The following is a 25,243-nucleotide window of genomic DNA, read 5'->3' as shown; positions in this document are numbered from 1 at the left end:
GGGTGCGCGCTCGACCGGGTCCAGCAGCACCCCATGCGTCGTCCCCCCCGGGACGATCCGCGATGCATGTGCGTTCGAATGCGTCGGCCGTTGTCGCGCTCCTGCGCACCGCACGCATCGTGTGCGCGGGGGAGGATGTCGGCACGTGCCGGCCCGTTGAGTGACGATCAGGGCGCGGCCAGTCTAGGGAGCGGAGATGACGTCGACGTGATGCGGACATGACTTAGTCCACTCGCACAGATGATGTTGCGTGCGCAACGAATTGTCTGCTGTCGAAGCGGTCTCGAGGTGGCAGGAAATTACCGGTTTGCGCGAGCGGTATCGGGCACAAATTGCCGATTGCGTGATGTCTGCATGAAGGCTGCGTGACGCCGTGTCGTTGTGCATGCAACGGCACCGGGTAATTCGGCGGCCATGTTTCATTCGCGTGAAATCGGATAAGCTCGATGCGCTGTTGCGTATCCGCAGCAGCATTCCCGCGACCGATACTTTCGACTCTACCCAGTCATGACCGATATCACCATCCGGCACGGCGAGATGCACGACATCGACGCGATCCGGCAAATCGTCGCGCATCCTGCGGTGTACCTCAACACGTTGCAGCATCCATATCCGTCGCACGAGAAATGGCGGCAGCGGCTCGAACGCATTCGCGAACACGGCGTGAGCCTCGTCGCCGAAATCGACGGTTCGGTGGTCGGCCATCTCGGGCTGCATCCCGAACAGAACCCGCGCCGCCGTCACGCCGCGTCGCTCGGGATGATGGTCGATGCGTCGCATCACGGCCGCGGTGTCGGCACCCGGCTGCTCGCGGCGGCGATCGAGCTCGCCGAAAACTGGCTGAACATCACGCGCATCGAACTGACCGTGTTCGTCGACAACGTTGCGGCGGTCGCACTGTACGAAAAGCACGGATTCCGCATCGAAGGTGAAGCGCCGGACTATGCGTTGCGCGATGGTGCGTATGCGTCGGTGTACCAGATGGCACGGGTCAAGCCGCGACGGTAGAGGACGCGCGCGCGATGCCGCGCGTCATGTTCATTCGAGAATGCGTTCGTTTCAGGTGGCCGCGTGAATCGTCTCGTCGAGCGATTTTCCGGCCGCCGCGAATGTGTACGAGCGACAGGCGTGCGTACGCATTCGCGACGGCGGACACGCTGACTGACGCAGGGCCGTACGACGCATCCGATGCGTTGTTGAAGGCCGGATTGCCGCGTTCGTCGACGCCGTAGTACTTCATGTCAAGGTTCGCCGCGAATGCGAATGCGCGCGGCGACAAGGCCGCGGCGCTCGACGGGTATCGCGAGGCCTGCGATTCGGCGAGCGGATCGGTGACGAAGTCGCGCTGGGGCGCGACTTGTTTCGCGAATGCAATTGCGCTGCGCCGGACGATTCGGCGCGGATCGAAGGGATCGCCGCAAGTGTGCTTGCGCGGGCCGGCAAGACTCGGGATGTGTTTTGCGGGGCGAACCTGCGTACGCAGATCAAGGCCGTCACGCAGTTGAATCAGTGGTGCGGCGGCGCACGATGTGTCGGTCCGGTCGGTCGTCAGGCAGTTCGACGGGGTGTGCGCGAAGCTGCCGGTGGGTGATCCGCAGGCAGCGACGTGCGCGACGCTGATCCGGCCCGTGAAGGCGTGACGCTGTAACGGCGGGCGAACCGTCGGGCGAGCCGGGTGCCGCGTTGCTTCGGTTACTGGCCCGACTCCGACGACGCGCCGCGCGCGCTGCCGTAGCCGGCACCCTGCTGCCGCGCGATCTTCGCTTCGGCGGAAACGATGCTGGCCGGGTAGAACCAGTCGCTCGACTGGAAGCCGGCCTGCTTGAGCGCCTTCACTTCGGCGCGAACCTGTGCCCGCGTGAGCGGCGCGTTCGACTGCGCTTGCGCAGCGAGCGGGGCGGATACGGCCAGGGCGATGGCAACTGCATGGATCAGGCGCTTCATGATCTGGACCTCCATGTTTTCGACGGGGCGGCCGGCCTTCGTTCGACGAAGCGGCTGCGGTTGAAAAGAGTGTAGGCCCGGCCGCGCGCGGGAAAAATGCGATCGCTCCCAACGCAGTGTTCTGCTGCCGGCAACAATGGGTGGGGGGCGAGGTGGCGGCGGCCGGTGCCGGATGGCGGCGCGTGGCGGATGCCGGGGTGCCGGAGCCGCGCGGTAGTGGGGAGGGCAGAGGTGCTCGAGGCGGCCGGTGGCCGGGCTGGCTGGATGCGCATTCCGGGGGTGGCCGCCGGGCTTGGCCGGCAAACCGATCGGCAAGCGCTGCGTCGTATTGCGGTGCGGGTGTGCCGCACCGACGTAAAGGAAGGGCGCGGGAAGAGGCGGAAGGGCGGGAGGGCGGGAGGGCGGAGCGTCGGCCGCGTCGGCCGCGTCGGTGCGGCCGGCCGAGGTAGGGTGGCGCGCCGCCCGGTGCGGATGCTTACACGAGGCCCGTCGCGTAGTACACGGCGATCACGAAGAACACCGCGAGCGTCTTGATCACGGTGACCGCGAAGATGTCGCGATACGACTCGCGGTGCGTGAGGCCCGTCACCGCGAGCAGCGTGATGACCGCGCCGTTGTGCGGCAGCGTGTCCATGCCGCCGCTGGCCATCGCGACGACCCGGTGCAGCACCTCCAGCGGAATGTTGGCCGCTTGCGCGCCCTTGATGAACAGGTCCGACATCGCGGCGAGCGCGATGCTCATCCCGCCCGACGCCGAACCCGTGATGCCGGCGAGCGAGCTGACCGACACGGCCGCGTTCACGAGCGGGTTCGGAATGCTCTTCAGCGCATCGCTGACGACGAGGAAGCCCGGCAGCGCGGCGATCACGCCGCCGAAGCCATATTCCGATGCCGTGTTCATCGCGGCGAGCAGCGCGCCGGCGACGGCGGCCTTCGAACCCGTCGCGAAGCGGCCGCTGACGCGCTTGAACGCGGTCAGGAGGACCACCACGATACCAAGCAGCAGCGCTGCCTCGACCGACCAGATCGCGACGACGGTCTTGATCGACGTCGTGACCGGCGCGTGCACGCCGGGCAGCACGTCCGGTGCGACCGTGTACGACGCGGCGCCGTACCATTGCGGGATCAGCTTCGTGAATGCGAAGTTCGACACGCCGACGAGGATCAGCGGCAGGATCGCCAGCGCCGGATTCGGCAGTGCCGTCGTTTCGACGCGTTCCGGTTCATTGACGAGCGACGTGCCATAGCCTTCGCCCTTCGCCATCGCGGAACGACGGCGCCATTCCAGATACGTGAGGCCGACGACGATGATGAACAGCGAGCCGATCGTGCCGAGCGCAGGTGCGGCCCAGGCGGTCGTCTTGAAGAACGTGGTCGGGATGATGTTCTGGATCTGCGGCGTGCCGGGCAGCGAGTCCATCGTAAACGAGAACGCGCCGAGTGCGATCGCGCCGGGCATCAGCCGTTTCGGAATGTTGCTCTGGCGATAGAGTTCGGCCGCGAACGGATACACCGCGAACACCACGACGAACAGCGACACGCCGCCATAGGTGAGCAGTGCGCACACCGCGACGATCACCGCATTCGCGCGCGAGCGGCCGATATAGCGGATCGCGGCATGGACGATCGACTCGGAGAACCCGGACAGTTCGATCACCTTGCCGAACACGGCGCCGAGCATGAACACGGGGAAATACAGTTTGACGAAGCCGACCATCTTCTCCATGAAGATCCCGGAGAAGACCGGCGCGACGGCGGCGGGTTCGGTCAGAAGGACCGCGCCGAGCGCGGCGATCGGCGCGAACAGGATCACGCTGTAGCCGCGATACGCGGCGAACATCAGGAACGCCAGCGCGGCGAGGACGATCACGAAAGACAAGGGAGTCTCCTAATGGCTTTGAATGGCTTTGGTTGTTGTTCGATCGCGACGCGTCGCGGACCGGCTCAGGTTCGTGCAGGTTTCGTGCCATAGGCCGGATTGCGCCGCCGGACATGGGGCCGACGCTGGCCGGCCAGCCGGCACCGGCCAATGTCTGATGATTCTACATAAAACGTCTCCGAATGGAGACGATCCCGCCGTCAGGACAACCCTCCGAATCGGGCAGGGCTTTCCCGGACAAGGCATTCCGGCATGTCTCCACAGTGAGATAATTCGTCTCGATCCGGAGACATCCGGCCAAGCATACGCGGAGACGACGACACGATGATGAACGACTGGGTTCGCCTGCCCGTCAATTACGGCGACGTGCTGCGGCGCGCTGCCGAGTCGCTGTTTCGAACCTTCGAGGATTCGAGTGCGGGCACGGTGGTCGTCGATCGCGACGCGCGCGTCGTGTGGATGAACGAGCGATATGCGGCGCGCTTCGGTTTCGCCGATCCGCAGCAGGCGGTCGGTCTCGATTGCGAAACGGTGATTCCGAACAGCCTGATGCGCGAGGTGGTATCGACCGGGCAGCCGATCCTGCTCGACATCATGGAGACGGGCCGGGAACCACTGGTCGTCACCCGGCTGCCGCTGAAGAACGAGGCGGGCGAGACGGTCGGCGCGATCGGCTTTGCGCTGTTCGACCAGTTGAAGACGCTTACGCCGATCTTTTCCCGCTATGCGCAGCTTCAGCAGCAGTTGATCGCGACGCAGCGCTCGCTCGCGCAGGCGCGCCGCGCAAAGTACACATTCGCGAGCTTCGTCGGCACGAGTGCCGCGAGCCTCGAAACCAAGCGGCAGGCACGGCGCGCCGCGCAGGTCGATTCGCCGGTGCTGCTGCTCGGCGAGACGGGCACCGGCAAGGAGTTGCTCGCGCATGCGATCCACGCGGCTTCGGCGCGCGCGCTCCAGCCGCTCGTGACCGTCAACGTCGCCGCGATTCCCGACACGCTGCTCGAAACCGAATTCTTCGGCGCGGCGCCGGGCGCGTATACCGGCGCCGACCGCAAGGGGCGTGTCGGCAAGTTCGAGCTGGCCGATCGCGGCACGCTGTTTCTCGACGAGATCGGCGACATGCCGCTGCCGCTGCAGGGCAAGCTGCTGCGCGTGCTGCAGGACAAGGAGTTCGAACCGGTCGGCTCGAACCGGATCGTGCGCGCGGACGTCCGGATCATCGCCGCGACGTCGGCCGACCTGCCCGCGCTGGTCGCGGCCGGCCGCTTTCGCGCCGATCTCTATTACCGGCTCAACGTGCTGACCATTCACGCGCCGCCGCTGCGCGATCGGGCGTCCGACATTGCCGCGCTCGTCTACGCGACGCTCGAGGAACTGGCCGCCCAGCACGGCCGCGCCGCGCATTGCGAACTGACCGACGATGCGCTGCGGATGCTGTGCGCATACCCGTGGCCGGGCAACGTGCGCGAGCTGCGCAACACGCTCGAGCGTGCGCTGATGCTGTCGGATCGCTCGGTGATCGATGCGGGTGCGCTCGCGCCGTTCCTCGGCCCGGTGCGCGTGTCGCCGGACGGCATGCCGGCGGGCGCGCTGTCTGCTGCCCCGGCCGCCGCCCGGGACGCGGGCGACGCGCCGGTCGTTTCGTATACCGATGCATTGGCCGCGTGGGAGCGCCAGTTCCTGACCGACGCGCTCGCGGCTTGCGACGGAAAGGTGGTCGAAGCGGCCGCGCGCATCGGCATCGGCCGGGCGACGCTCTACAAGAAACTGGCGGCGCTCGGCATCGACCGATAGCGCCGCGCGGCGGGGGCTGTCGCAAGCGGGCGGCCGAACCGTGGCAGTACCGGACGGGAGACAACGATGAAATGCATCGGCATCGCCGGATGGATGACCGTCCTGGTAGCGGCGTCCGCGTTCGCGCAGTCGGGTGATGCCGACGCGCCGGTGGCGCGGCGCAATTGGTACAACGATCCGTTCGTGGCGCTGTCGCAGGACTTTGCCGAATGCCCGCTGCCGCTCGGCCCGTGGATGACCCGCGCCGAGATGGAGGACGACGCGCATTACCGCGCCGAGCGCGGGACGACCTGCTGGCTCGCGCACCGCTGCACGAAGCCGAATTCGTATATGTACGACGCACCGATCGCCGCGGCTGCGAAGGCCCATTTCGACGGCACCGGCCGCCTGCATGGCACGAGCCTGTGGATCACCGTGCAGCGCCGCTTCATTTATGTCGAAGGGTGTGCGGATCCGGCATTCGATCGGCAGGCATTGCAACGCGAACTCGCCGCGCTTCCCGACGTCGAACGGGTTTTCGTTCGCATCACCGACGATCCGCACGGAGCGCTGCCGTACAAGACGCGGGGCCAGCCTGACCGGACGCCCGACTGAACGGTGGAAGACAGCGCATGGCATACTCGCGAGATTCAGAAAAATGGTTGACGGAAAGAACAATGAAACACATGCTTGCGTCGGTCTGTCGGTGGCCTCGAACGCATTGGCGTCAGGCCGGATTGTTGGCCCTTGTCGCGGGGCTTGGCGGGTGTGGCGGCGGTGCGCCGCTATTCACTTCGGATGGGCGCCCGACTACGCAGGTCCAGTGCACGGGCAACGACTGGAGTAATTGCACGGACAATGCCCGCGCCATCTGCAACGGGGAATTCGACATCCTCGATCAGTCGACCGATGACGCCGTGCGAAATCTTCTCTTCGCATGCAAGAAGAAGAGCGGCTATTGATCCCGAAATGACCGGGTGAGGGACGTTAATCGGGAGAAGCGCTTTTCTATTCGCTTGGAGTCGGCTATTTTTCATGAATAACACTCACGGAATTCCATCCATATGGCGACCTACAGGCAACTGACTGCGCAGCTCGAAAGGCTTCAGCAAAAAATCGACAAGGAACGCGAAAAGGCGATTGCCGATGCGATTGCCGCTATTCGGGCCAAAATCGAGGAATTCGACATTACGGCAGAGGAGCTCGGCTTTCGTCCGATAGGCGCCGCCGCTGCCGCAAAGCCGAAGCGTCCGTTGCCGCCGAAATACCTGAATCCGAAGACCGGCGAAACGTGGAGCGGTCGCGGGCGTGCACCAGCGTGGCTCGGCAAGAACCGCGCGCGTTTCCTGATCGAGGACTGACTCCCGAAAATCCTCACCTTTCGTGCGTCGACTGACGGTGCGAACGGCCCAACGGCCGTCGCACCGTTTTGTTTTTGTGCCGTTGCAGCGCGATTCCGGCCGGCGAATCGAACGGCAATGACGCGCGGTTATCGGATTCCATTTTGCGAATTCACTGCGATTCAGCCGGATATCGCGCCGAATTGCGGTAAACAGCCCGGCAATTACGTTGTGCTCGCGCATCGGCATTCGCGCGCTTCGCGGTGCAGGCGGACTGCCGACGGGCATCACCGCTCGCGCATTGGCGCAGCGCATCGCGCCATTCCCGAATGTACTCACCATGGCTCCTGTAAATCCTCACCTTGGAGGACGCGGCCGGATCGCCGCATCGTGTTGCCTTCATCCGGTACGTCGTGCGAAGGCATCGGTTACGGGCCCATGTTGCAAGCGTTGAGGTACGCCGCACAGTCGGCCGTTCGGCATATAGGCAGCCGCATCCGGTTCGCCTATGCTTGGAGTTCGCGTCGACCGGCGCACGGCCATGCGTGCCCGTGTACCGGTCGGGTCGTCTTTCGTTACCGTTTGGAGCCGATGTGACCGTCCGCCATCTCGATGCATTGTTCCAGCCCAAGTCCGTTGCGGTCGTCGGTGCATCGTCGCGCGCGGGAAGTTTCGGCGCGATCGTCTGGGCGCGCGTGATCGACGGCGCATTCGAGGGGCCCGTATGGCCCGTCAATCCGAGGTATCGCGAGCTGAACGGGCATCCGGTCGTTGCCGATGTCGACAGATTGCCCGCACCGCCTTCGGTCGCCGTGATCTGCACGCCACCCGCTACGTGGGCCGGCATCGTGCGCAAGCTCGGCGAACTCGGCACGCGGGTCGCGGTGATTGTCGGCGAGGCGCGCACCGACGCGGATCGCGCGGCGCTCGATCGCACGCTCAAGGCCGCGAAGCCGTTCGTGCTCCGTATCGTCGGGCCGGGCAGCCTCGGCGTGTTGTCACCGTCGCGTCATGCGCATTTTGGCGCGGCTGCCTATGCGGCGCGATCGGGCGGCGTTGCGTGGGTGTCGCAATCGAACGCGCTGACAAACGCGGTGCTGGGCTGGGCCGATGCGCGGGGGCTCGGCTTTTCGCATGTCGTCGCGCTCGGCAGCGAGGCCGACGTCGATGCGGGCGACGTGCTCGACTATCTGGCGAGCGACCCCGGCACGCGCGCGATCCTGCTCGAACTCGACACGGTGTGCGCCGCGCGCAAGTTCATGTCGGCCGCGCGCGCGGCGGCGCGCAACAAGCCGGTGCTGGCGCTGCGCACCGGGCGCGCGGATCCCGGCGATGCGCTTTACACGGCCGCTTTCCAGCGCGCGGGGATGGTGCGTGTCGATGCGCTCGACGATCTGCTCGACGAGATCGAGACGCTCGGTGTCGGGCGGGTCGCCGCGCGCGGCGCGGCGACGCTCGTGACGAGCGACGCGGGCGTCGCGAAACTCGCGGTCGATGCGGTTGCCGAAGTGCGCGACGTGCTGGCCGCCTGGCCGGTGGCGGCAACCTCGGCGGTGGCGGCCGCGCTGCCGCATCTCGTCGCGCCCGGCAATCCGCTGACGTTGGGCGACGACGCGCGTCCCGAGCATTTCGGTGCGGCCATCGAGGCGCTTGCGCCGTTTCCGCAGACGGGCACGCTGTTCGTCGTGCATTCGACGTCCCACAGCGCACCGGCCGATGCCGTCGCGCGCACGCTGATCGAATCGCGGCAGCATGCGTATCGCGGCATCCTTGCATGTTTCTTCGGTGCGGTCGACGCGGCGACGCGCGACGCATTGCACGCGAACGGCATCCCGGTACACACGACGCCGCAGCGGCTTGCGCGCGCATACGCGCGTCTCGTCGATTACAACCTCGGGCGGCAGTTGCTGATGCAGACACCCGAGGGCACGCCGCTACAGCCGGCAGAGTGCGTTGCATCCGCGCAGGCCGAGGCCCGCCGGATGGTTGAGGCCGGCGAGCACGAACTGGCCGGCGCAGCCGCGCTGCGCTGGCTGTCGCACTTCGACTTGCACGGCGAGCCGGCCGATGCACCGGCCGGCGCCAGGGTCGTCGACGTCACGGTCGACATGTACGACGATTCGAACTTCGGCCCGGTGTTCCGCTATGCCGTGCCGCCTGCGGACGGTGTATCGGCGCCGTTCGTCGTGTACGGGCTGCCGCCGCTGAATACGGTGCTCGCTCGTGCGGTGATGGAGCGTTCACCCTATGCGCGTCGCACGCCCGTCGAGCCGACGCTCGGTGCACTGACGGCGCTGTCGCAAGTCGTATGCGACGTCCGCGAGGTGGTCGCGATGTCGGTCACGCTGCGCGTGCTGTCCGATCGCGCTTACATCATCGCGCCGCGCGTCGCGCTGGCCACCGGGCGCAGCCGGCTCGCGATCATGCCGTATCCGCGTCATCTCGAGCAGACGCTCGAATGGCGCGGCGAGACCGTGACGATCCGCCCGATCCGCCCGGAAGACGAGGAAGCGCACAACGAGCTGCTGGGTGCGATGACGCCGGACGATCTGCGCATGCGCTTCTTCGGCGCGGTGCGCAGCTTCGACCACTCGCAAGTGGCGCGCATGACGCAGATCGACTACGACCGCGAGATGGCCTTCATCGTCGCGTTCACCGATGCGTCGGGACGGTCGCATACGCTGGCGGTGGTGCGCGCGGTCGCCGACCCCGACAACGAGACCGCGGAGTTCGCGATCGCGGTGCGCCCCGACCAGAAGGGCAAGGGGCTCGGCCGTCTGATGATGACCCGCATCATCGACTATGCGCGATCGCGCGGCACGGCATGGATGATCGGCGAAGCGCTGCGCGAGAACACTGCGATGATCTCGCTGGCGAAGTCATGCGGCTTCGCGATTTCGACGACGGAGGAACCGGGCGTGGTGGGCTTCAGAATGAAACTGCAACCATAGTCGCGCGTAACGCGCGCCCGGCCGGGCGGGGATGCGCAGGTAAGCGAGGCGGTACGGTTCGCTCGGTATCCGCGACGCCCCTTTACCGCTGACTGTGCCGATTCGGTATGCATTCGGAATGCAGAGCATCGACGCACTGTCGAATACACGAGGCGGTGCGGCTCTCAGTGACTTGTGGGAACCGCGAATTCGCCGATACACGGCATTCGCATCGGGTTTGCTGCGAGCTTCGATGACATCCGCGTGTGGACAGTTCCAGCGGCGTATTCGAGTACGCCGACACTCGCATCCCGCACCTTCGGCATCGGGAATATCGAAAAGGTGAGACTTTTCGGGAGCAAAGGGTGAGCTTTTCCGGGGCGCGCGAGGTGAGCCGATACAGGAGCTGTTCGGTGAGCCTTCCCGGGAACTGGCGGTGAGTGCTTGCGGGACGTCCCGGTGAGCCTTTCCGGGAGGGCTTGCGGAGCATCTGCGCAACGCATCGGTGAGGGCTTTCGGGACACGCAGGTGAGCGTCGCCGGGAGCTTTGGGTGAGCTTTTGCGGGATGTGCTGGTGAGCGATTACGGGACACCAAGGTGAGACTTTTCAGGAGCCCGGAAACGGAGTGCTCCGGCTGGCGCGGCGCCGGTGTTTGCCGGCGTTCGCGTCGGGGCGGGCACGCATGAACCGTGCCCGAGGCGGGATTTACGCAGCGAGTTTTGCCGCTGCGTCGTTCACCTGGTCGCGGGAAATCGCGAGTTCTTCGAGGTGCGTTTCGGCATAAATGCCACCGGTTTCGCGCTCGAGGCGGGCGATCGTCAGCGCACAGCGTGCGGTGTCCTTCGGCATGGCGATGAAGCGTTTGACCGACTCGCCGGACGTGAATGCGTCGAACAGCGCGGCGCGCACGTCGTCCGGAAGCGTCTTGGTCCATTGGTACGGCTTGCCGTTGAACGTGATCGACGGCGGCAGCGTGCGTTCTTTCTTCGTGGCGGTGATGAGCCCGTAGGTGCGCGCGGCGTCGCCGATCTGCTCGGGCGAGAAGAGTTCGTCGGGCGTGATGTCGAACTGTTCGATGTAGTTCTCGATCGCCTGCATCGCTGCGGCACGATCGTCGCGCTTCTGCTGCGCGCGCGCGACGATGTCGCGCAACTCGTCCGCTTCCTCGGGCGTGATCGTGAAGCTCGCCTGCTTCTGCTGAAGTTCGGAGAAACGCTGGAATTCTTGATCGTTCAGAAGTTTGGCCATGACATCCATCGGATACGGCAGCCGCGACAGCCAGCCGCCGTAGTTTTTGAGAGGGCCGCTATTCTAGCGTAGCGCCGGCGCCTGCCCGGCAACGCCCCGCGGAATGCCCGCGCAAGCCTGCACTACCGTGGCTCTTCTCGCATGCACACTTGCCCGGCGTCCCGATGGCGTGCTCATCCGGCAGCTGTCGACCCAAACCCGCGTCAGCACGTCTGCGCGCGGCACATCGACAGACGGCCGGCCGTATCGCGCAGCCCGTCGACGACCGCATCGACGGACGGCGCCATGTGGGTATCGATCCGGCGCATGTACGGGCAGGTGAGCACCGCGATCGCATGGCCGGACGGGCCGAGGATCGGCGTGCTCAGGTCGGTGACGCCGTACGCCTGCCGGCTGTCCTGGCGCACGTAGCCGGACTGGCGGATCGACTGGCACGCGCGCGCGAGCTCCTGCTCGTTCATCGGCGCTTCGCCCTTGACCTTGCGGTGCTCGGCGAGCATGTCCGCGCGCTGCTCGCTACCCTGGAACGACAGCATCACGTGGCCCGACGCCGTGTCGGCGAGCCCGACGCGCGAGCCGAGCCGCACCGATACGCCCCACGTGCCGGGACCGTCGACCTGCGCGATCACGAGCAGATTGCCGCGATCGTAGACGGACAGATGGCACGACTGTTCGGCTGCATCGGCGAAACGCTGCATTAGCGGCAACGCCTCGGCGATCAGCCGGTTCATCGGCGGATGCCGGTGCGCGAGCGCGAACAGCTTGAGACTGAGGGTATAGCGGTCGCCGCCGCTCGAGCGCATCACGTAGCGGCGGGCCACGAGACGTTCGAGCATCCGGTAGATCTCGCTCGCGTTGCGGCCGAGTTCCTTCGTGATCTCGGTGCGAGTGAGTCCTTCCTTCTGTTCCGACAGGAGTTCGAGAATGTCGAGACCCTTGTCCAGCGCGGGCGCGCGATAGCGGTCGGTCGCGCCAATCGACTCCCGTGCGTCGCTGCCAAAGAACGGGTTGTTGGTCGTTTGCGTCATGGGTATGAGGTCAGTGGATTTCCGATCGGCAGGCGACGCACGCTGGCCGATGTCGCACACGGGTCCGTTGGCTCCGGATACGGATGAGGCACCATTCGTCCGAGCTTAACAACAAACTTTCAGTGTGCAATGCAGCGTGTTTTTACCAATCGTTACCGATCAAGAACGGATCAACGGTCGTTTCCGATGACAGGGTCACAACGAATATTGCTGGTTCACTCCCAGTCCAGACGGGGACGAGGCATTTCGACGTCGCGCAACGGTGCCGGCAGCCCCGATGCTGCGCCGCAGCGCCGGCGATCGCGCCAATAGTCGGTATCCGTCGCGGGTCATTTCATTGCGGGCGGCGGATGGTACAAAGAGCGGCGGGCCAGCGACGGCGCGGATGCCGGGCCGTCGTCGCCGATGCGCAGACCGGCGGCCGCCCGTTCGATGCGCGTCGCACTTCGGTGCGGCGCCGCGATCGCTGCGCCCGCGCGAGCCTCGCGCGTCGAACGGCCTGCCGGCTACGGCGCCGACGCGCGCCATCGACGATCGACATTCAGTCCGGCGCGTGGCTGTGAACGGCTGCGTCGGCCGGTATCCTGTCACATTCGACAACAGAGGTTGAGCACGATGAAACTGCTTCGCTATGGCCCGTCCGGCCAGGAAAAGCCCGGTATTCTCGACGCGGACGGCCGGATTCGCGACCTGTCCGCGCACGTTCCGGATCTTGCCGGCGATGTGCTGTCCGACGCCGGTCTCGCGCGGCTGCGCGCGATCGATCCGGCCACGCTGCCGCTCGTGTCCGGCGAGCCGCGCATCGGCGCGTGCGTCGGCCGCGTCGGCAAATTCATCGGCATCGGTTTGAATTATGCCGACCACGCCGCCGAAGCCGGCATGCCGGTGCCCAAGGAGCCGGTGGTGTTCGGCAAGTGGACGAGTTCGATCTGCGGCCCGAACGACGGCATCGACATCCCGAAGGGCTCCGTGAAGACGGACTGGGAAGTCGAACTCGGCGTCGTGATCGGCGCGGCCTGCAAGGATGTCGACGAAGCGCGCGCACTCGATTACGTCGCAGGCTATTGCGTCGTCAACGACGTGTCCGAGCGCGAATGGCAGATCGAGCGCGGCGGCCAGTGGGACAAGGGCAAGGGCTTCGACACGTTCGGCCCGATCGGCCCGTGGCTCGTCACGCGCGACGAGGTGCCGGATCCGCAGCGCCTTGACCTGTGGCTCGAAATCGACGGCCACCGCTATCAGAACGGCAACACGCGCACGATGGTATTCAGCGTCGCGCAGTTGATCGCCTATCTGTCCGCCTGCATGACGCTGCAACCGGGCGACGTCATCACGACCGGCACGCCGCCGGGCGTCGGGATGGGCATCAAGCCGTCGCCGGTGTTCCTGAAGCCCGGCCAGATGGTACGCCTCGGGATCGATGGGCTCGGCGAGCAACTGCAGCGCACGCGCGGCGCGCAGTAACCGCGGGTGTGGCGCGGGCCGGGTGCCGGCGCAACCCGGCAGCCTCCCGGTCTGCGCACGCCGATACGATCGCCCCGCATGACTGGCGGCGGCGATCGTCGCGAACCGGACATCGATGCAGCAAAGACAAGGGCCCGATTCCGCAAGATGCGGAATCGGGCCCTTGTCGTTCGTCCGCGTCTGGAGGCAGAGGGTCAGACGATGTTGTCGAGTTCGCAATGCGCTTCTAGCCGGTATCCGTCGGGATCGACGGCGAACGCCGCGTAATAGCCGGCGCCGTAGTGCTCGCGCTTGCCGGGGCCGCCGTTGTCCTGACCACCGTGCTGCAGTGCTGCGCGGTAGAACGCATCGACCTCCACCGGCGACGACGCGCGAAACGACACGTGCAACCCCGACCCGGGATCGGCGGCGACCGGCCGCTCCGCGTGCTGCAACCACAGCACCGGCTCGGTGGTGCCGTATCCGAGGGATCCGTCGTCGCTATACAGCCGCTTGTAGCCGAGCGCACCGGGCGTGCTGTCGTAGAACGCGCGGCTGCGGTCGATGCGGGCAACGCCGAAGGAAAGGTGATCGATCATCGGTGGCTCCTTGATCTGAAGAAGGGACGTCAGTGCAGCAAACCTGTCGACAGGCACCCAGTCAGCCGGACGTACTGTCGTGGAACGCCCGGCTGCGGCCGGTGTGGATAACTCGGGAGGAAAGGCGATCGAACATCTGTGACGCCTTGAGCTGAAGGGAACACCCGTGCCGCAAACCCGTTATTAACCACCATGCTGGTTGTGTTGGAAAGCGTCCGCAGGCTTGTCAACCGCCATGGTGGTTAGATGCGATCGGGACATGAACGATACGCAACTTTCCGTCACGACGGACTGCCTGATTCCCGCGTCGCCCGAAACGCTGAGCATCGATTTCGCGAACACGCGGTACTGGCGCGGTGCCGACGCGCCGACGGAAACCTTCGGCACGCTCGACGACCTGTTCGCGTGGTGCCGCGAGCAGGCGCGCGTGCCAACCGGCCTGGCCGACGCGTGTCGCGTCGAAGAGAAGGAGAGAGATGACGAGCCGGCGACGCTTGCGCGCGCTTGCGTTGCGCGAGGCGCTGTACCGGCTCTTTCACGCGCAGGCCGAGCGGCGCGAGCCGCAAGCGGACGATCTCGCGCTGCTTGGCGGTTTTCTGGCGGAGGCCGTGCCGCGCGTCGCGTTGACGCGGATCGACGGCGGCTATGCGTGGCGGATCGGGCGCGCGGGCGCGACGCTCGCAGGTGTGCTGAGCCCGGTGCTGTGGTCGGCGATCGACCTGCTGGGCGGCACGCGGCTCGCGAAGGTCAAGCGCTGCGCGAACGACGCATGCCAGTGGCTGTTCATCGACGACAGCAAGAACGGTAGCCGCCGATGGTGCTCGATGTCGTCGTGCGGCAACCGCGCGAAGGCGTACCGCCACTTTCACAAGGCCGAATGAAGCGGCGGCTCGAGCCACGCTTCCCGCCCGTCCCGCCGGAACCTATTTCGCCGACAGCTTGCGCCACAGCGTCGTCTTGCTGATGCCGAGCATCGCGCACGCGCGATCGCGGTCGCCGCCGCACGCGTCCAGCACCGCGCGGATCTCGTCGGCTTCCGCGCGGCGGCGGCGGGCCTGGAGCGTCTGTGCATCGTCGCCGCCGCCGGCGCCGGCCGCATCGGGCGGCGCGGCGAACAGCTCGGGCGCGATCGCCTGCAGCGCATCGGGCGCGAGCGCGCCGCACGCGGCGGCCGGATCGTGCGCGTCGACTTCCTCGGCCAGTTCCACCGCGATCCGCTCGATCACGTTCTGCAATTCCCGCACGTTGCCGGGCCACCGGTAGCGCGCGAGCGTCGCCTGCGTCGCGTCGAGCACGCGCATCGCGTCGCCGGCATCGCGCACGCGCTCGGCCAGCCGCGGCTCGCGCCGCGCCGCCTGCACGAGCAGCGTCGCGGCGAGCGCGGGGATGTCAGCCGCGCGATCGCGCAGCGGCGGCAGGCCGATGTTCAGGATGTTGAGCCGGTAATACAGATCCGCGCGGAACGTGCCGGCTTCGACGGCGGCGAGCAGCGGACGATGTGTCGCGGCGATCACGCGCACGTCGATGCGGATCGGCTCGGTCGAGCCGAGGCGGATCACCTCGCGCTCCTGCAGCACGCGCAGCAGCCGGCTTTGCAGCGACGGCGGCATCTCGCCGATCTCGTCGAGAAACAGCGTGCCGCGATGCGCGGCCTCGAACAACCCCGTCTTGCCGCCGCGCCGCGCGCCGGTGAACGCGCCTTCCTCGTAACCGAACAGCTCGCTCTCGAGCAGCGCCTCCGGAAACGCACCGCAGTTGACCGCGACGAACGGATAGCTGCGCCGCGCGGACAGCGCATGCAGGCTCTGCGCGATCATCTCCTTGCCGGTGCCGCTTTCGCCGAGCACGAGCACGGTCGCGTCGGAGCGCGCGTAGCGGCGCACCAGCTCGCGCACGCGCGCCATCGGCGCGGACGTGCCGACCACGTCGTCGAGCGCATAGCGCGCCGCGAACTGCTGCGTGTTCGGCTGCGAACGCAGCGCACGATCGAGCCGCTCGACCGCGCGCGATTCCTGGAACGTCAGCACGCTGCCCGACGTGACGCCACGGTCGACGAGCGGCCCGCGATGCACGACGTAGCGCACGCCGCGCACGGTCGCGAGCGCGTCGCCATCCTCGCCGCGCAGCGTGCGCAGCTCGGGCCGCAGATCGACGAGCGCGCGGCCGACAGCCGCCGCGGGTTCGACCCCGAGCGCCGACGCGAGCCGCTCGTTGATCGCCTCGACGCGGCCGCGCGCGTCGAGCGCGACCACGCCGTCGCGCAGGTGCTGCAGCAAATTGTCGAGCCGCTGGCGGCGAAACGCCTCGGCATGCGTCGCATACGCGACTTCGAGCGCCGTCTCGACGGCTTTGCGCACCGACGCGTGCGAATACAGGAACACGGCGCCCATGCCGGCGCTCGCCGCGAGGTCGGTCACGAGCCCGGGGCCGACGATCGTCTCGATGCCGCGGTCGTGCAGGTCGTGCACGCAGGCTTCCGCTTCCTGCGCGGACTGATATGACGCAAACTGCACGTCGAGGCCGTAGGCGGCGACGAAGCGGCGCACTTCGGGCGGTGTCTCGCCGGCGCTGACGAGCGCGATCCGCGATGCGTCGCGCCGCGCCCGCGCAAGCGCCTGCATCACGTCGAAGCCTGTCGGCGACACGACCACGACCGGCACCTGCGCCCGCGTTTTCAGGAAGGCGCCGTTCGAGCCGGCCGCGACGATCACGTCGGGCCGGGCGGTGCCGGCCTCCGCGATTGCGCTCAGCGCGTCTTCATAGGCACGCGTGACGATGCGCACGTCCGCGCGTTCGTCGAATTCCGCGGCGATCTCGCGAAACAGCTCGCGCAGGCGGCTGATGCCCATCGCCCAGATGCGCGGGCGCGCCGTTCGATCTGCCGGGCCGACGGGTTTGGTCGAGGAGAGGTCCATGGCGACCGATTATGCGCGTGCGATTTCATTTTTGAAACATGGAATTGCCGCATTGAAATCGACGGACGACGAGGCGCCCGCGCCGGTTGCTTAAGAATCAGTGGGTTAGCGGCGATCCGCAAGCTGGCCCGGTCCTTGCTGTTAATGGGCATTCCTTCAGGAGGCCGTTCATGAGCAACACGCATCTTCAGAGCGCCGGCGCGAAATTCCGCGCGGCAGTCGCGGCCGAGCAGCCGCTGCAGGTGGTCGGCGCGATCACCGCGTATGCAGCCAAGATGGCGCAGGCCGTCGGCTTCAAGGCCGTCTACCTGTCGGGCGGCGGCGTTGCCGCGAACTCGCTCGGCATCCCCGATCTCGGCATCAGCACGATGGAAGACGTGCTGATCGACGCTAACCGGATCACCAACGCGACCGACCTGCCGCTGCTCGTCGACATCGATACGGGCTGGGGCGGCGCGTTCAATATCGCGCGCACGGTGCGCTCGTTCATCAAGGCCGGCGTCGCGGCCGTCCACCTCGAAGACCAGGTCGGCCAGAAGCGCTGCGGCCACCGTCCGGGCAAGGAAGTCGTGCCGGTCGATGAAATGGTCGATCGCGTGAAGGCCGCGGTCGATGCGCGTACCGACGACCAGTTCGTGATCATGGCCCGCACCGACGCGGCCGCTGCCGAAGGGATCGACGCCGCGATCGAGCGCGCGATCGCCTACGTGGAAGCCGGCGCGGACATGATCTTCCCGGAAGCGATGAAGACGCTCGACGACTATCGCCGCTTCAAGGCCGCCGTGAAGGTGCCGATCCTCGCGAACCTGACCGAGTTCGGCTCGACGCCGCTCTTCACGCTCGACGAACTGCGCGAGGCGAACGTCGACATCGCGCTGTACTGCTGCGGCGCGTATCGCGCGATGAACAAGGCCGCGCTGAATTTCTACGAGACGCTGCGTCGCGACGGCACGCAGAAGGCGGCTGTGCCGACGATGCAGACCCGCGCCGAGCTGTACGACTTCCTCGGCTATCACGCCTACGAGCAGAAGCTCGACGAGCTGTTCGCGCAGGGCAAGAAGTAACGAGCCCGCGCGCCGGGACACGGTTCCCGGAACGCTTTGCATGAAGCCGGGCCGCGCGCCAGCGCCGGGCCCGGCCGGCATGACACCCCCGATACCCATTGGAGAACGGAAACATGAGCGAGACGAAAGACGCAGCAGCACCGGCCGCCGCAGGCGCATTCAAGCCGAAGAAGTCGGTGGCGCTGTCGGGCGTGACGGCCGGCAACACGGCGCTCTGCACGGTCGGCAAGACCGGCAACGACCTGCACTATCGCGGCTACGATATTCTCGACGTCGCCGAATCGTGCGAGTTCGAGGAAATCGCGCACCTGCTCGTGCACGGCACGCTGCCGAACCTGACCGAACTGGCTGCATACAAGACGAAGCTGCGCGCGATGCGCGGGCTGCCGAACGCGCTGAAGGCCGCGCTCGAGCAGATTCCGGCATCGGCCCACCCGATGGACGTGATGCGCACCGGCGTGTCGGTGCTCGGCACCGTGCTGCCGGAGAAGGACGATCACAACCTGCCGGGCGCGCGCGACATCGCCGACCGCCTGATGGCATCGCTCGGCTCGATGCTGCTGTACTGGTATCACTTCTCGCACAACGGCAAGCGCATCGAGACGGAAACCGACGACGACTCGATCGGCGGCCACTTCCTGCACCTGCTGCACGGCAAGACGCCGTCGAAGTCGTGGGTCGACGCGATGCACACGTCGCTGATCCTGTATGCGGAGCACGAGTTCAACGCATCGACGTTTACCGGCCGCGTGATCGCGGGCACGGGCTCGGACATCTACTCGGCGATCACCGGCGCGATCGGCGCGCTGCGCGGCCCGAAGCACGGCGGCGCGAACGAAGTCGCGTACGAGATCCAGAGCCGCTACGGTTCGCCTGACGATGCCGAAGCGGACATCCGCCGCCGCGTCGAGAACAAGGAAGTCGTGATCGGCTTCGGTCACCCGGTCTACACGATCTCCGATCCGCGCAACAAGGTGATCAAGGGCGTCGCGCACAAGCTGTCGAAGGAAGCGGGCGACCTGAAGCTGTACAGCATCGCCGAGCGCCTCGAATCGGTAATGTGGGACGCGAAGAAGATGTTCCCGAACCTCGACTGGTTCAGCGCCGTGTCGTATCACATGATGGGCGTGCCGACCGCGATGTTCACGCCGCTGTTCGTGATCTCGCGCACGTCCGGCTGGAGCGCGCACATCATCGAGCAGCGCGTCGACAACAAGATCATCCGCCCGAGCGCGAACTACACCGGTCCGGAAGACCTGCAGTTCGTGCCGATCGAGAAGCGCTGAAATGCCCGCCGCGCGTGCCGGCGCCCGTGATGCGGGCGGCCGGCGCGCGCGCAACGTCTTACCCCGGATCCCGCCCCACATCATGAATACCGCCAACCGCAAACCCCTGCCCGGCACGTCGCTGGACTTCTTCGATGCGCGCGCCGCGGTCGAAGCGATCGCGCCCGGCGCCTACGACACGCTGCCGTATACGTCGCGCGTGCTCGCCGAAAACCTCGTGCGCCGCTGTGACCCGGCGATCCTTGCCGATTCGCTGAAGCAGATCATCGAGCGCAAGCGCGAACGCGACTTCCCGTGGTTCCCGGCGCGCGTGGTGTGTCACGACATCCTCGGCCAGACGGCGCTCGTCGACCTCGCGGGCTTGCGCGACGCGATCGCCGAGCGCGGCGGCGACCCGGCGAAGGTGAACCCGGTCGTGCCCGTGCAACTGATCGTCGACCATTCGCTCGCCGTCGAGTGCGGCGGCTTCGATCCGGATGCGTTCGCGAAGAACCGCGCGATCGAGGATCGCCGCAACGAGGATCGCTTCCACTTCATCGAATGGACGAAGCAGTCGTTCGAGAACGTCGACGTGATTCCGCCGGGCAACGGCATCATGCACCAGATCAACCTGGAGAAGATGTCGCCGGTGATCCAGGTTCAGGACGGCGTTGCGTATCCGGACACCTGCGTCGGCACCGACAGCCACACGCCGCACGTCGACGCGCTCGGCGTGATCGCGGTGGGCGTCGGCGGGCTGGAAGCCGAGAACGTGATGCTCGGCCGCGCGTCGTGGATGCGCCTGCCCGACATCGTCGGCGTCGAACTGACCGGCAAGCGCCAGCCCGGCATCACGGCGACCGACATCGTGCTCGCGCTGACCGAATTCCTGCGCAAGGAGAAGGTGGTCGGCGCGTATCTGGAATTCCGTGGCGCAGGCGCCGCGAGCCTCACGCTCGGCGATCGCGCGACGATCTCGAACATGGCGCCCGAATACGGCGCAACGGCCGCGATGTTCTTCATCGACGGCCAGACGACCGACTACCTGCGCCTCACCGGCCGCAGCGACGAGCAGGTGAAGCTGGTCGAGACCTACGCGAAGGCGGCGGGCCTGTGGGCCGATACGCTGAACGATGCGCAGTACGAGCGCACGCTGACGTTCGACCTGTCGAGCGTCGTGCGCAACATGGCCGGCCCGTCGAACCCGCACAAGCGGCTGCCGACGTCCGATCTCGCCGCGCGCGGGATCGCCGGCCAGTGGGAAGAAAAGGCGGGCGAGATGCCCGACGGCGCGGTGATCATCGCCGCGATCACGAGCTGCACGAACACCAGTAATCCGCGCAACGTGATTGCCGCGGCCTTGCTTGCGCGCAACGCGAACGCGAAGGGCCTCGCGCGCAAGCCGTGGGTGAAGAGCTCGCTCGCGCCGGGATCGAAGGCGGTCGAGCTGTATCTGGAAGAAGCGAACCTGCTGCCGGAGCTCGAGAAGCTCGGCTTCGGCATCGTCGCGTTCGCGTGCACGACCTGCAACGGGATGTCGGGCGCGCTCGATCCGAAGATCCAGCAGGAGATCGTCGACCGCGACCTGTACGCGACGGCCGTGCTGTCCGGCAACCGCAACTTCGACGGCCGCATTCATCCGTACGCGAAGCAGGCGTTCCTCGCGTCGCCGCCGCTCGTCGTCGCGTATGCGATCGCCGGCACGATCCGATTCGACATCGAGAAGGACGTGCTCGGTCACGACCGGGACGGCAAGCCCGTCACGCTGAAAGACATCTGGCCGACGGACGAGGAGATCGACGCGATCGTCGCATCGAGCGTGAAGCCCGAGCAGTTCCGCAAGGTCTACGAACCGATGTTCGCGCGTACGGCCGATACGGGCGAACGTGCGGCGCCGCTGTACGACTGGCGCGCGCAGAGTACGTACATCCGCCGTCCGCCGTACTGGGAAGGCGCGCTGGCCGGCGAACGCACGCTGCAGGGCATGCGTCCGCTCGCGGTGCTCGGCGACAACATCACGACCGACCACCTGTCGCCGTCGAACGCGATCCTCGCGAACAGCGCGGCCGGCGAGTACCTCGCGAAGATGGGCCTGCCGGAAGAGGACTTCAACTCGTATGCGACGCACCGCGGCGACCACCTGACCGCGCAGCGCGCGACCTTCGCGAACCCGACGCTGATCAACGAGATGGCGGTCGTCGACGGCGCGGTGAAGAAGGGTTCGCTCGCGCGCGTCGAGCCGGAAGGCAAGGTCATGCGGATGTGGGAGGCGATCGAGACGTACATGAATCGCAAGCAGCCGCTGATCGTGATCGCCGGCGCCGACTACGGCCAGGGCTCGTCGCGCGACTGGGCCGCGAAGGGCGTGCGGCTCGCTGGCGTCGAGGCGATCGTCGCCGAAGGGTTCGAGCGGATCCACCGCACGAACCTGATCGGGATGGGCGTGCTGCCGCTCGAGTTCAAGCCGGGCACGAACCGCACCACGCTCGGCATCGACGGCACCGAGACCTTCGACGTGATCGGCGAGCGCAAGCCGCGCGCCGATCTCACGCTCGTGATTCACCGCAAGAGCGGCGAGCGCGTCGAGGTGCCGGTGACGTGCCGGCTCGATACGGCCGAGGAAGTGTCGATCTACGACGCGGGTGGCGTGCTGCAGCGCTTCGCGCAGGACTTCCTCGAATCGTCGCAGGCGGCGGCCTGACGGCGCGCTGATACGTTGAATCCGGGCGGTGCACGTGTGCATCGCCCGTCGTCAGATGGCTTTGCATGGGACCGGAGCCGGCGCGCGAGTGCGGGCCCCGGTCGACAGGACAACACAGACATGGCTCACATTCCTCAAATCAGGATTCCCGCCACCTACATCCGAGGCGGCACCAGCAAGGGCGTGTTCTTCCGGCTGCAGGACCTGCCCGATGCCGCGCAGACGCCGGGCGCCGCGCGCGACGCGCTGCTGCTGCGCGTGATCGGCAGCCCCGATCCGTACGGCAAGCAGATCGACGGGATGGGCGGCGCGACGTCGTCCACCAGCAAGACGGTGATCGTGTCGAAAAGCACGCGGCCCGGTCACGACGTCGATTACCTGTTCGGTCAGGTCGCGATCGACAAGGCGTTCGTCGACTGGACCGGCAACTGCGGCAACCTGTCGGCGGCGGTCGGCCCGTTCGCGATCAGCGGCGGGCTGGTCGATGCGGCGCGCGTGCCGCGCGACGGCGTCGCGACCGTGCGGATCTGGCAGGCGAACATCGGCAAGACGATCGTCGCGCACGTGCCGATCACGAACGGTGCGGTGCAGGAGACGGGCGATTTCGAGCTGGACGGCGTCACGTTCCCGGCCGCCGAAGTGCAGCTCGAGTTCATGGATCCGGCCGCCGAGGAAGAAGGCGCGGGCGGATCGATGTTCCCGACCGGCAACCTCGTCGACGATCTGGCGGTGCCGGGCATCGGCACGCTGAAGGCGACGATGATCAACGCGGGGATCCCGACCATCTTCGTCGAGGCCGAGGCGATCGGCTATACGGGCACCGAGTTGCAGGATGCGATCAACGGCGATGCGAAGGCGCTCGAGAAGTTCGAGACGATCCGCGCGCACGGCGCGCTGCGCATGGGCCTGATCGACACGCTCGACGAGATCGCGACGCGTCAGCACACGCCGAAGGTCGCGTTCGTCGCGAAGCCGGCCGACTATGTCGCGTCGAGCGGCAAGCGCGTGAATGCGGGCGACGTCGACCTGCTGGTGCGCGCGATGTCGATGGGCAAGCTGCACCACGCGATGATGGGCACGGCGGCGGTCGCGATCGGCACGGCCGCGGCGATTCCGGGCACGCTCGTCAATCTCGCCGCAGGCGGCGGCGAGCGCAACGCGGTGCGCTTCGGGCATCCGTCGGGCACGCTGCGGGTCGGCGCGGAAGCGCAGCTCGAGAACGGCGAATGGACCGTCACCAAGGCGATCATGAGCCGCAGCGCGCGCGTGCTGATGGAAGGCTGGGTGCGCGTGCCGGGCGACGCGTTCTGATCGTTGCGCGGTCGTTTCTGCTTGTGCTCCGGTTCTGGTCAGCCGTGCAGCAAGCAGCGCATCCTGGCCGGTGCGTCGCGCGACGGCGGACAGTCGCGCAGCGGGCGCACGACGCCGGGCTTTCATCCGGCGTCGACGCGAACTTCCCGTATCGGCCTGCTCGCCCTGCGCACCGCGAGCGGCGCGTACCATCGCATCGAATCGGAGCGTTGCTTCCCCCCATTGCCGGTTGCATTCCCGCGAGGTCGCCATGTCATTGAACGCGCCGCTTTCCGGCGTCCATATCGTCGAATTCGAAGGTCTCGGCCCCGGCCCGCTCGCGGGCTGGATGCTCGCCGGGATGGGGGCCCGCATCACGCTGATCGCGCGCCCGGCCGGCCGTACGAGCGCGCCGGACGCGCTGCAGGGCCGCGCCGGAGATTTGCTCCGCGAAGGCAAGACGATCGTCGAACTCGACCTGAAGACGCCGGACGGCCGCGCCGAGGCGCTCGCGTTGATCGCGCAAGCCGATGCGCTGATCGAAGGCTTGCGTCCCGGCGTGATGGAGCGCCTGGGCCTCGGGCCTGCCGATTGCGCACGCGGCAATCCGAAGCTCGTGTACGGACGCATGACGGGCTGGGGCCAGCACGGCCCGCTCGCGGCGGCGGCCGGGCATGACCTGAACTACGTCGCGCTGACCGGCCTGCTGTCGCTGTCCGCGCCGCGCGATGGCCGGCCCGGCCTGCCGCCGACCGTCGTCGGCGATGCGGGCGGCGCACTCGGGCTCGCGTTCGGGATCGTCTGCGCCCTCTTCGACGTGCGTGGCGGCGGCCCGGGGCGCGTGGTCGACGGCGCGATCGTCGACATCGTGTCGATGCTCGGCTCGCTCGCGCTGTGGGCGCGGGCGAACGGCCAGCTCGACGGCGCGCGGCCGAGCCTCTTTCACGACGCGCCGTTCTACGACGTGTATCGCTGTGCGGACGGCGAATGCGTGACGATCGGCGCGCTCGAACCGCCGTTCTATGCGCTGCTGGTCGAGCGGCTCGGGCTGACCGACCTCGATCCGGCATCGCAGTACGATCGCGCGCGCTGGCCCGCGCTGAAGGCGCGTTTCGCGGCGGTATTCGCGCAGCAGCCGTCCACGCACTGGCGCGCGCTGCTCGAGGGCACCGACGCGTGCTTTGCGCCGGTGCTGAGCGTGGCCGGCGCGGCGGTGCACCCGCACAACGCGGCGCGCGGGATCTATCGTACCGACGAGAACGGCAACATCAGGGCGCGCGTGGCGCCGCGTTTCCTGCCGCTGAACGGAGAGGATGCGGGCTGACGAGCCTGCTGCGCGCCGTGTTCCGCCGCCCGGATCGCCGTCACGCTGCGATCACGCCGTTTCCTCGGGCGTATCCGGCATCTTGCCGTCGCCGACGCGATTGATCGTGCCTTGCGCGATCGCGACCAACCGCTCGTGATCGCCGTCGATGACGAACACGTGACACTGGCAGGTCGCCTGATGCCGCCCCGCGTAGACCACCTTCGCGCGGGCGACGAGCGTGCCGTTCACGGCTGGCCGCAGGTAATTGATCTTGTATTCGGCGGTGACGACGCGCGGGCCGAGCACGAGCGCGCCGGCGAACGTCAGCGCATTGTCGGCGAGATAACCGATGACGCCGCCATGCACGAAGCCGTGCTGTTGCCGCAGTTCCTCCCGCACGGGCAGGCACAGCGACACCTCGTTGTCGCCGATATGCATCAACTGCGTGCCCAGCAACATGCTGAACGGTTGCGCGCGCAATGCGCCGCGCGCGCGGTCCGTGATGTCCGTCATCGAG

19 protein-coding genes and 2 pseudogenes are annotated in these 25,243 nt (G+C 67.2%); 14 read left to right on the top strand and 7 right to left on the bottom strand.

Translation table 11 applies throughout. The features are described 5' to 3' along the window. Window positions 1-507 precede the first annotated feature (507 nt). Both DIE13_RS08375 and DIE13_RS33365 read left to right on the top strand, forming a co-directional pair. Window positions 508-1,008: a GNAT family N-acetyltransferase gene (locus DIE13_RS08375; protein ID WP_124826699.1), complete on the top strand. Its 501-nt coding sequence runs from the start codon at window positions 508-510 to the stop codon at window positions 1,006-1,008. Window positions 1,009-1,102: 94 nt separating this feature from the next. Next, window positions 1,103-1,640, top strand: a pseudogene (locus DIE13_RS33365) (thioredoxin family protein); the annotation flags it as partial. Window positions 1,641-1,692: 52 nt separating this feature from the next. Here DIE13_RS33365 and DIE13_RS08365 read toward each other — a convergent pair. Together DIE13_RS08365 and DIE13_RS08360 are read right to left on the bottom strand one after the other, a co-directional pair. After that, window positions 1,693-1,944 carry a DUF4148 domain-containing protein gene (locus DIE13_RS08365; RefSeq protein ID WP_124826698.1) on the bottom strand — a complete coding sequence of 84 codons (252 nt, stop codon included), beginning with the start codon at window positions 1,942-1,944 and terminating at the stop codon, window positions 1,693-1,695. A 475-nt stretch (window positions 1,945-2,419) separates the two neighbouring features. After that, a complete protein-coding gene (locus DIE13_RS08360; protein WP_124826697.1) occupies window positions 2,420-3,823 on the bottom strand; it encodes a GntP family permease in 1,404 nt (467 codons plus the stop codon). Window positions 3,824-4,147: 324 nt separating this feature from the next. Between DIE13_RS08360 and DIE13_RS08355 the strand changes: the two genes are divergently transcribed. From DIE13_RS08355 to DIE13_RS08335, 5 genes are all read left to right on the top strand, one after another. Beyond that, a complete protein-coding gene (locus DIE13_RS08355; RefSeq protein WP_124826696.1) occupies window positions 4,148-5,617 on the top strand; it encodes a sigma-54-dependent Fis family transcriptional regulator in 1,470 nt (489 codons plus the stop codon). 66 nt (window positions 5,618-5,683) lie between these two features. After that, the gene (locus DIE13_RS08350) at window positions 5,684-6,211 is read left to right on the top strand and encodes a BON domain-containing protein (RefSeq protein WP_124826695.1); all 528 of its coding nucleotides are present in this window, start codon (window positions 5,684-5,686) and stop codon (window positions 6,209-6,211) included. A 62-nt stretch (window positions 6,212-6,273) separates the two neighbouring features. After that, window positions 6,274-6,558 carry a hypothetical protein gene (locus DIE13_RS08345; protein WP_172441939.1) on the top strand — a complete coding sequence of 95 codons (285 nt, stop codon included), beginning with the start codon at window positions 6,274-6,276 and terminating at the stop codon, window positions 6,556-6,558. A gap of 102 nt (window positions 6,559-6,660) precedes the next feature. Next, the gene (locus tag DIE13_RS08340; RefSeq protein ID WP_124826694.1) at window positions 6,661-6,957 is read left to right on the top strand and encodes an H-NS family nucleoid-associated regulatory protein; all 297 of its coding nucleotides are present in this window, start codon (window positions 6,661-6,663) and stop codon (window positions 6,955-6,957) included. Between the two features lie 572 nt (window positions 6,958-7,529). Then, window positions 7,530-9,887, top strand: a complete 2,358-nt coding sequence (locus DIE13_RS08335; protein WP_124826693.1) for a GNAT family N-acetyltransferase — start codon at window positions 7,530-7,532, stop codon at window positions 9,885-9,887. A 685-nt stretch (window positions 9,888-10,572) separates the two neighbouring features. On the opposite strand, the gene DIE13_RS08330 is transcribed toward DIE13_RS08335, so the two are convergent. Further along, on the bottom strand, window positions 10,573-11,124 hold the full coding sequence (locus DIE13_RS08330; RefSeq protein WP_124826692.1) for a hypothetical protein: 552 nt from the start codon (window positions 11,122-11,124) through the stop codon (window positions 10,573-10,575). 194 nt (window positions 11,125-11,318) lie between these two features. Beyond that, complete coding sequence (locus tag DIE13_RS08325; protein WP_124826691.1) at window positions 11,319-12,143, bottom strand: IclR family transcriptional regulator; 825 nt, start codon at window positions 12,141-12,143, stop codon at window positions 11,319-11,321. Window positions 12,144-12,758: 615 nt separating this feature from the next. Here DIE13_RS08325 and DIE13_RS08315 point away from each other — a divergent pair. Then, window positions 12,759-13,607 (top strand): ureidoglycolate lyase, encoded by an 849-nt coding sequence (locus DIE13_RS08315; protein WP_124826690.1) that lies wholly within the window; start codon window positions 12,759-12,761, stop codon window positions 13,605-13,607. A gap of 194 nt (window positions 13,608-13,801) precedes the next feature. Here the strand turns inward: DIE13_RS08315 and DIE13_RS08310 are convergent, their stop codons facing one another. Then, on the bottom strand, window positions 13,802-14,185 hold the full coding sequence (locus tag DIE13_RS08310) for a VOC family protein (protein ID WP_124826689.1): 384 nt from the start codon (window positions 14,183-14,185) through the stop codon (window positions 13,802-13,804). Window positions 14,186-14,420: 235 nt separating this feature from the next. Here DIE13_RS08310 and DIE13_RS08305 point away from each other — a divergent pair. Then, window positions 14,421-15,066, top strand: a pseudogene (locus DIE13_RS08305) (CGNR zinc finger domain-containing protein). Window positions 15,067-15,108: 42 nt separating this feature from the next. Here the strand turns inward: DIE13_RS08305 and prpR are convergent. After that, window positions 15,109-17,100 (bottom strand): propionate catabolism operon regulatory protein PrpR, encoded by a 1,992-nt coding sequence (gene prpR, locus DIE13_RS08300; protein ID WP_124826688.1) that lies wholly within the window; start codon window positions 17,098-17,100, stop codon window positions 15,109-15,111. Between the two features lie 170 nt (window positions 17,101-17,270). Between prpR and prpB the strand changes: the two genes are divergently transcribed. From prpB to DIE13_RS08275, 5 genes are all read left to right on the top strand, one after another. Then, entirely contained in the window at window positions 17,271-18,164 is an 894-nt protein-coding gene (prpB, locus tag DIE13_RS08295; RefSeq protein ID WP_124826687.1) for a methylisocitrate lyase, read from the top strand. A 113-nt stretch (window positions 18,165-18,277) separates the two neighbouring features. After that, window positions 18,278-19,450: a 2-methylcitrate synthase gene (prpC, locus tag DIE13_RS08290; protein WP_124826686.1), complete on the top strand. Its 1,173-nt coding sequence runs from the start codon at window positions 18,278-18,280 to the stop codon at window positions 19,448-19,450. Window positions 19,451-19,532: 82 nt separating this feature from the next. Next, window positions 19,533-22,130, top strand: coding sequence for a Fe/S-dependent 2-methylisocitrate dehydratase AcnD (acnD, locus tag DIE13_RS08285; RefSeq protein WP_124826685.1), 2,598 nt, complete (start codon window positions 19,533-19,535; stop codon window positions 22,128-22,130). Between the two features lie 120 nt (window positions 22,131-22,250). Continuing rightward, complete coding sequence (gene prpF / locus DIE13_RS08280) at window positions 22,251-23,441, top strand: 2-methylaconitate cis-trans isomerase PrpF (protein WP_124826684.1); 1,191 nt, start codon at window positions 22,251-22,253, stop codon at window positions 23,439-23,441. Between the two features lie 250 nt (window positions 23,442-23,691). After that, window positions 23,692-24,744 carry a CaiB/BaiF CoA-transferase family protein gene (locus DIE13_RS08275; protein ID WP_124826683.1) on the top strand — a complete coding sequence of 351 codons (1,053 nt, stop codon included), beginning with the start codon at window positions 23,692-23,694 and terminating at the stop codon, window positions 24,742-24,744. Window positions 24,745-24,795: 51 nt separating this feature from the next. Here DIE13_RS08275 and DIE13_RS08270 read toward each other — a convergent pair whose 3' ends face one another. Further along, the gene (locus tag DIE13_RS08270; RefSeq protein ID WP_124826682.1) at window positions 24,796-25,239 is read right to left on the bottom strand and encodes a PaaI family thioesterase; all 444 of its coding nucleotides are present in this window, start codon (window positions 25,237-25,239) and stop codon (window positions 24,796-24,798) included. Window positions 25,240-25,243: the final 4 nt, after the last annotated feature.

Source organism: Burkholderia sp. Bp9016 (assembly GCF_003857765.1).
In the GTDB taxonomy this organism is placed as follows: Bacteria; Pseudomonadota; Gammaproteobacteria; order Burkholderiales; family Burkholderiaceae; genus Burkholderia.
Note: the sequence above shows the minus strand (reverse complement) of the source record. Positions and strands in the feature narration are given on the sequence as shown.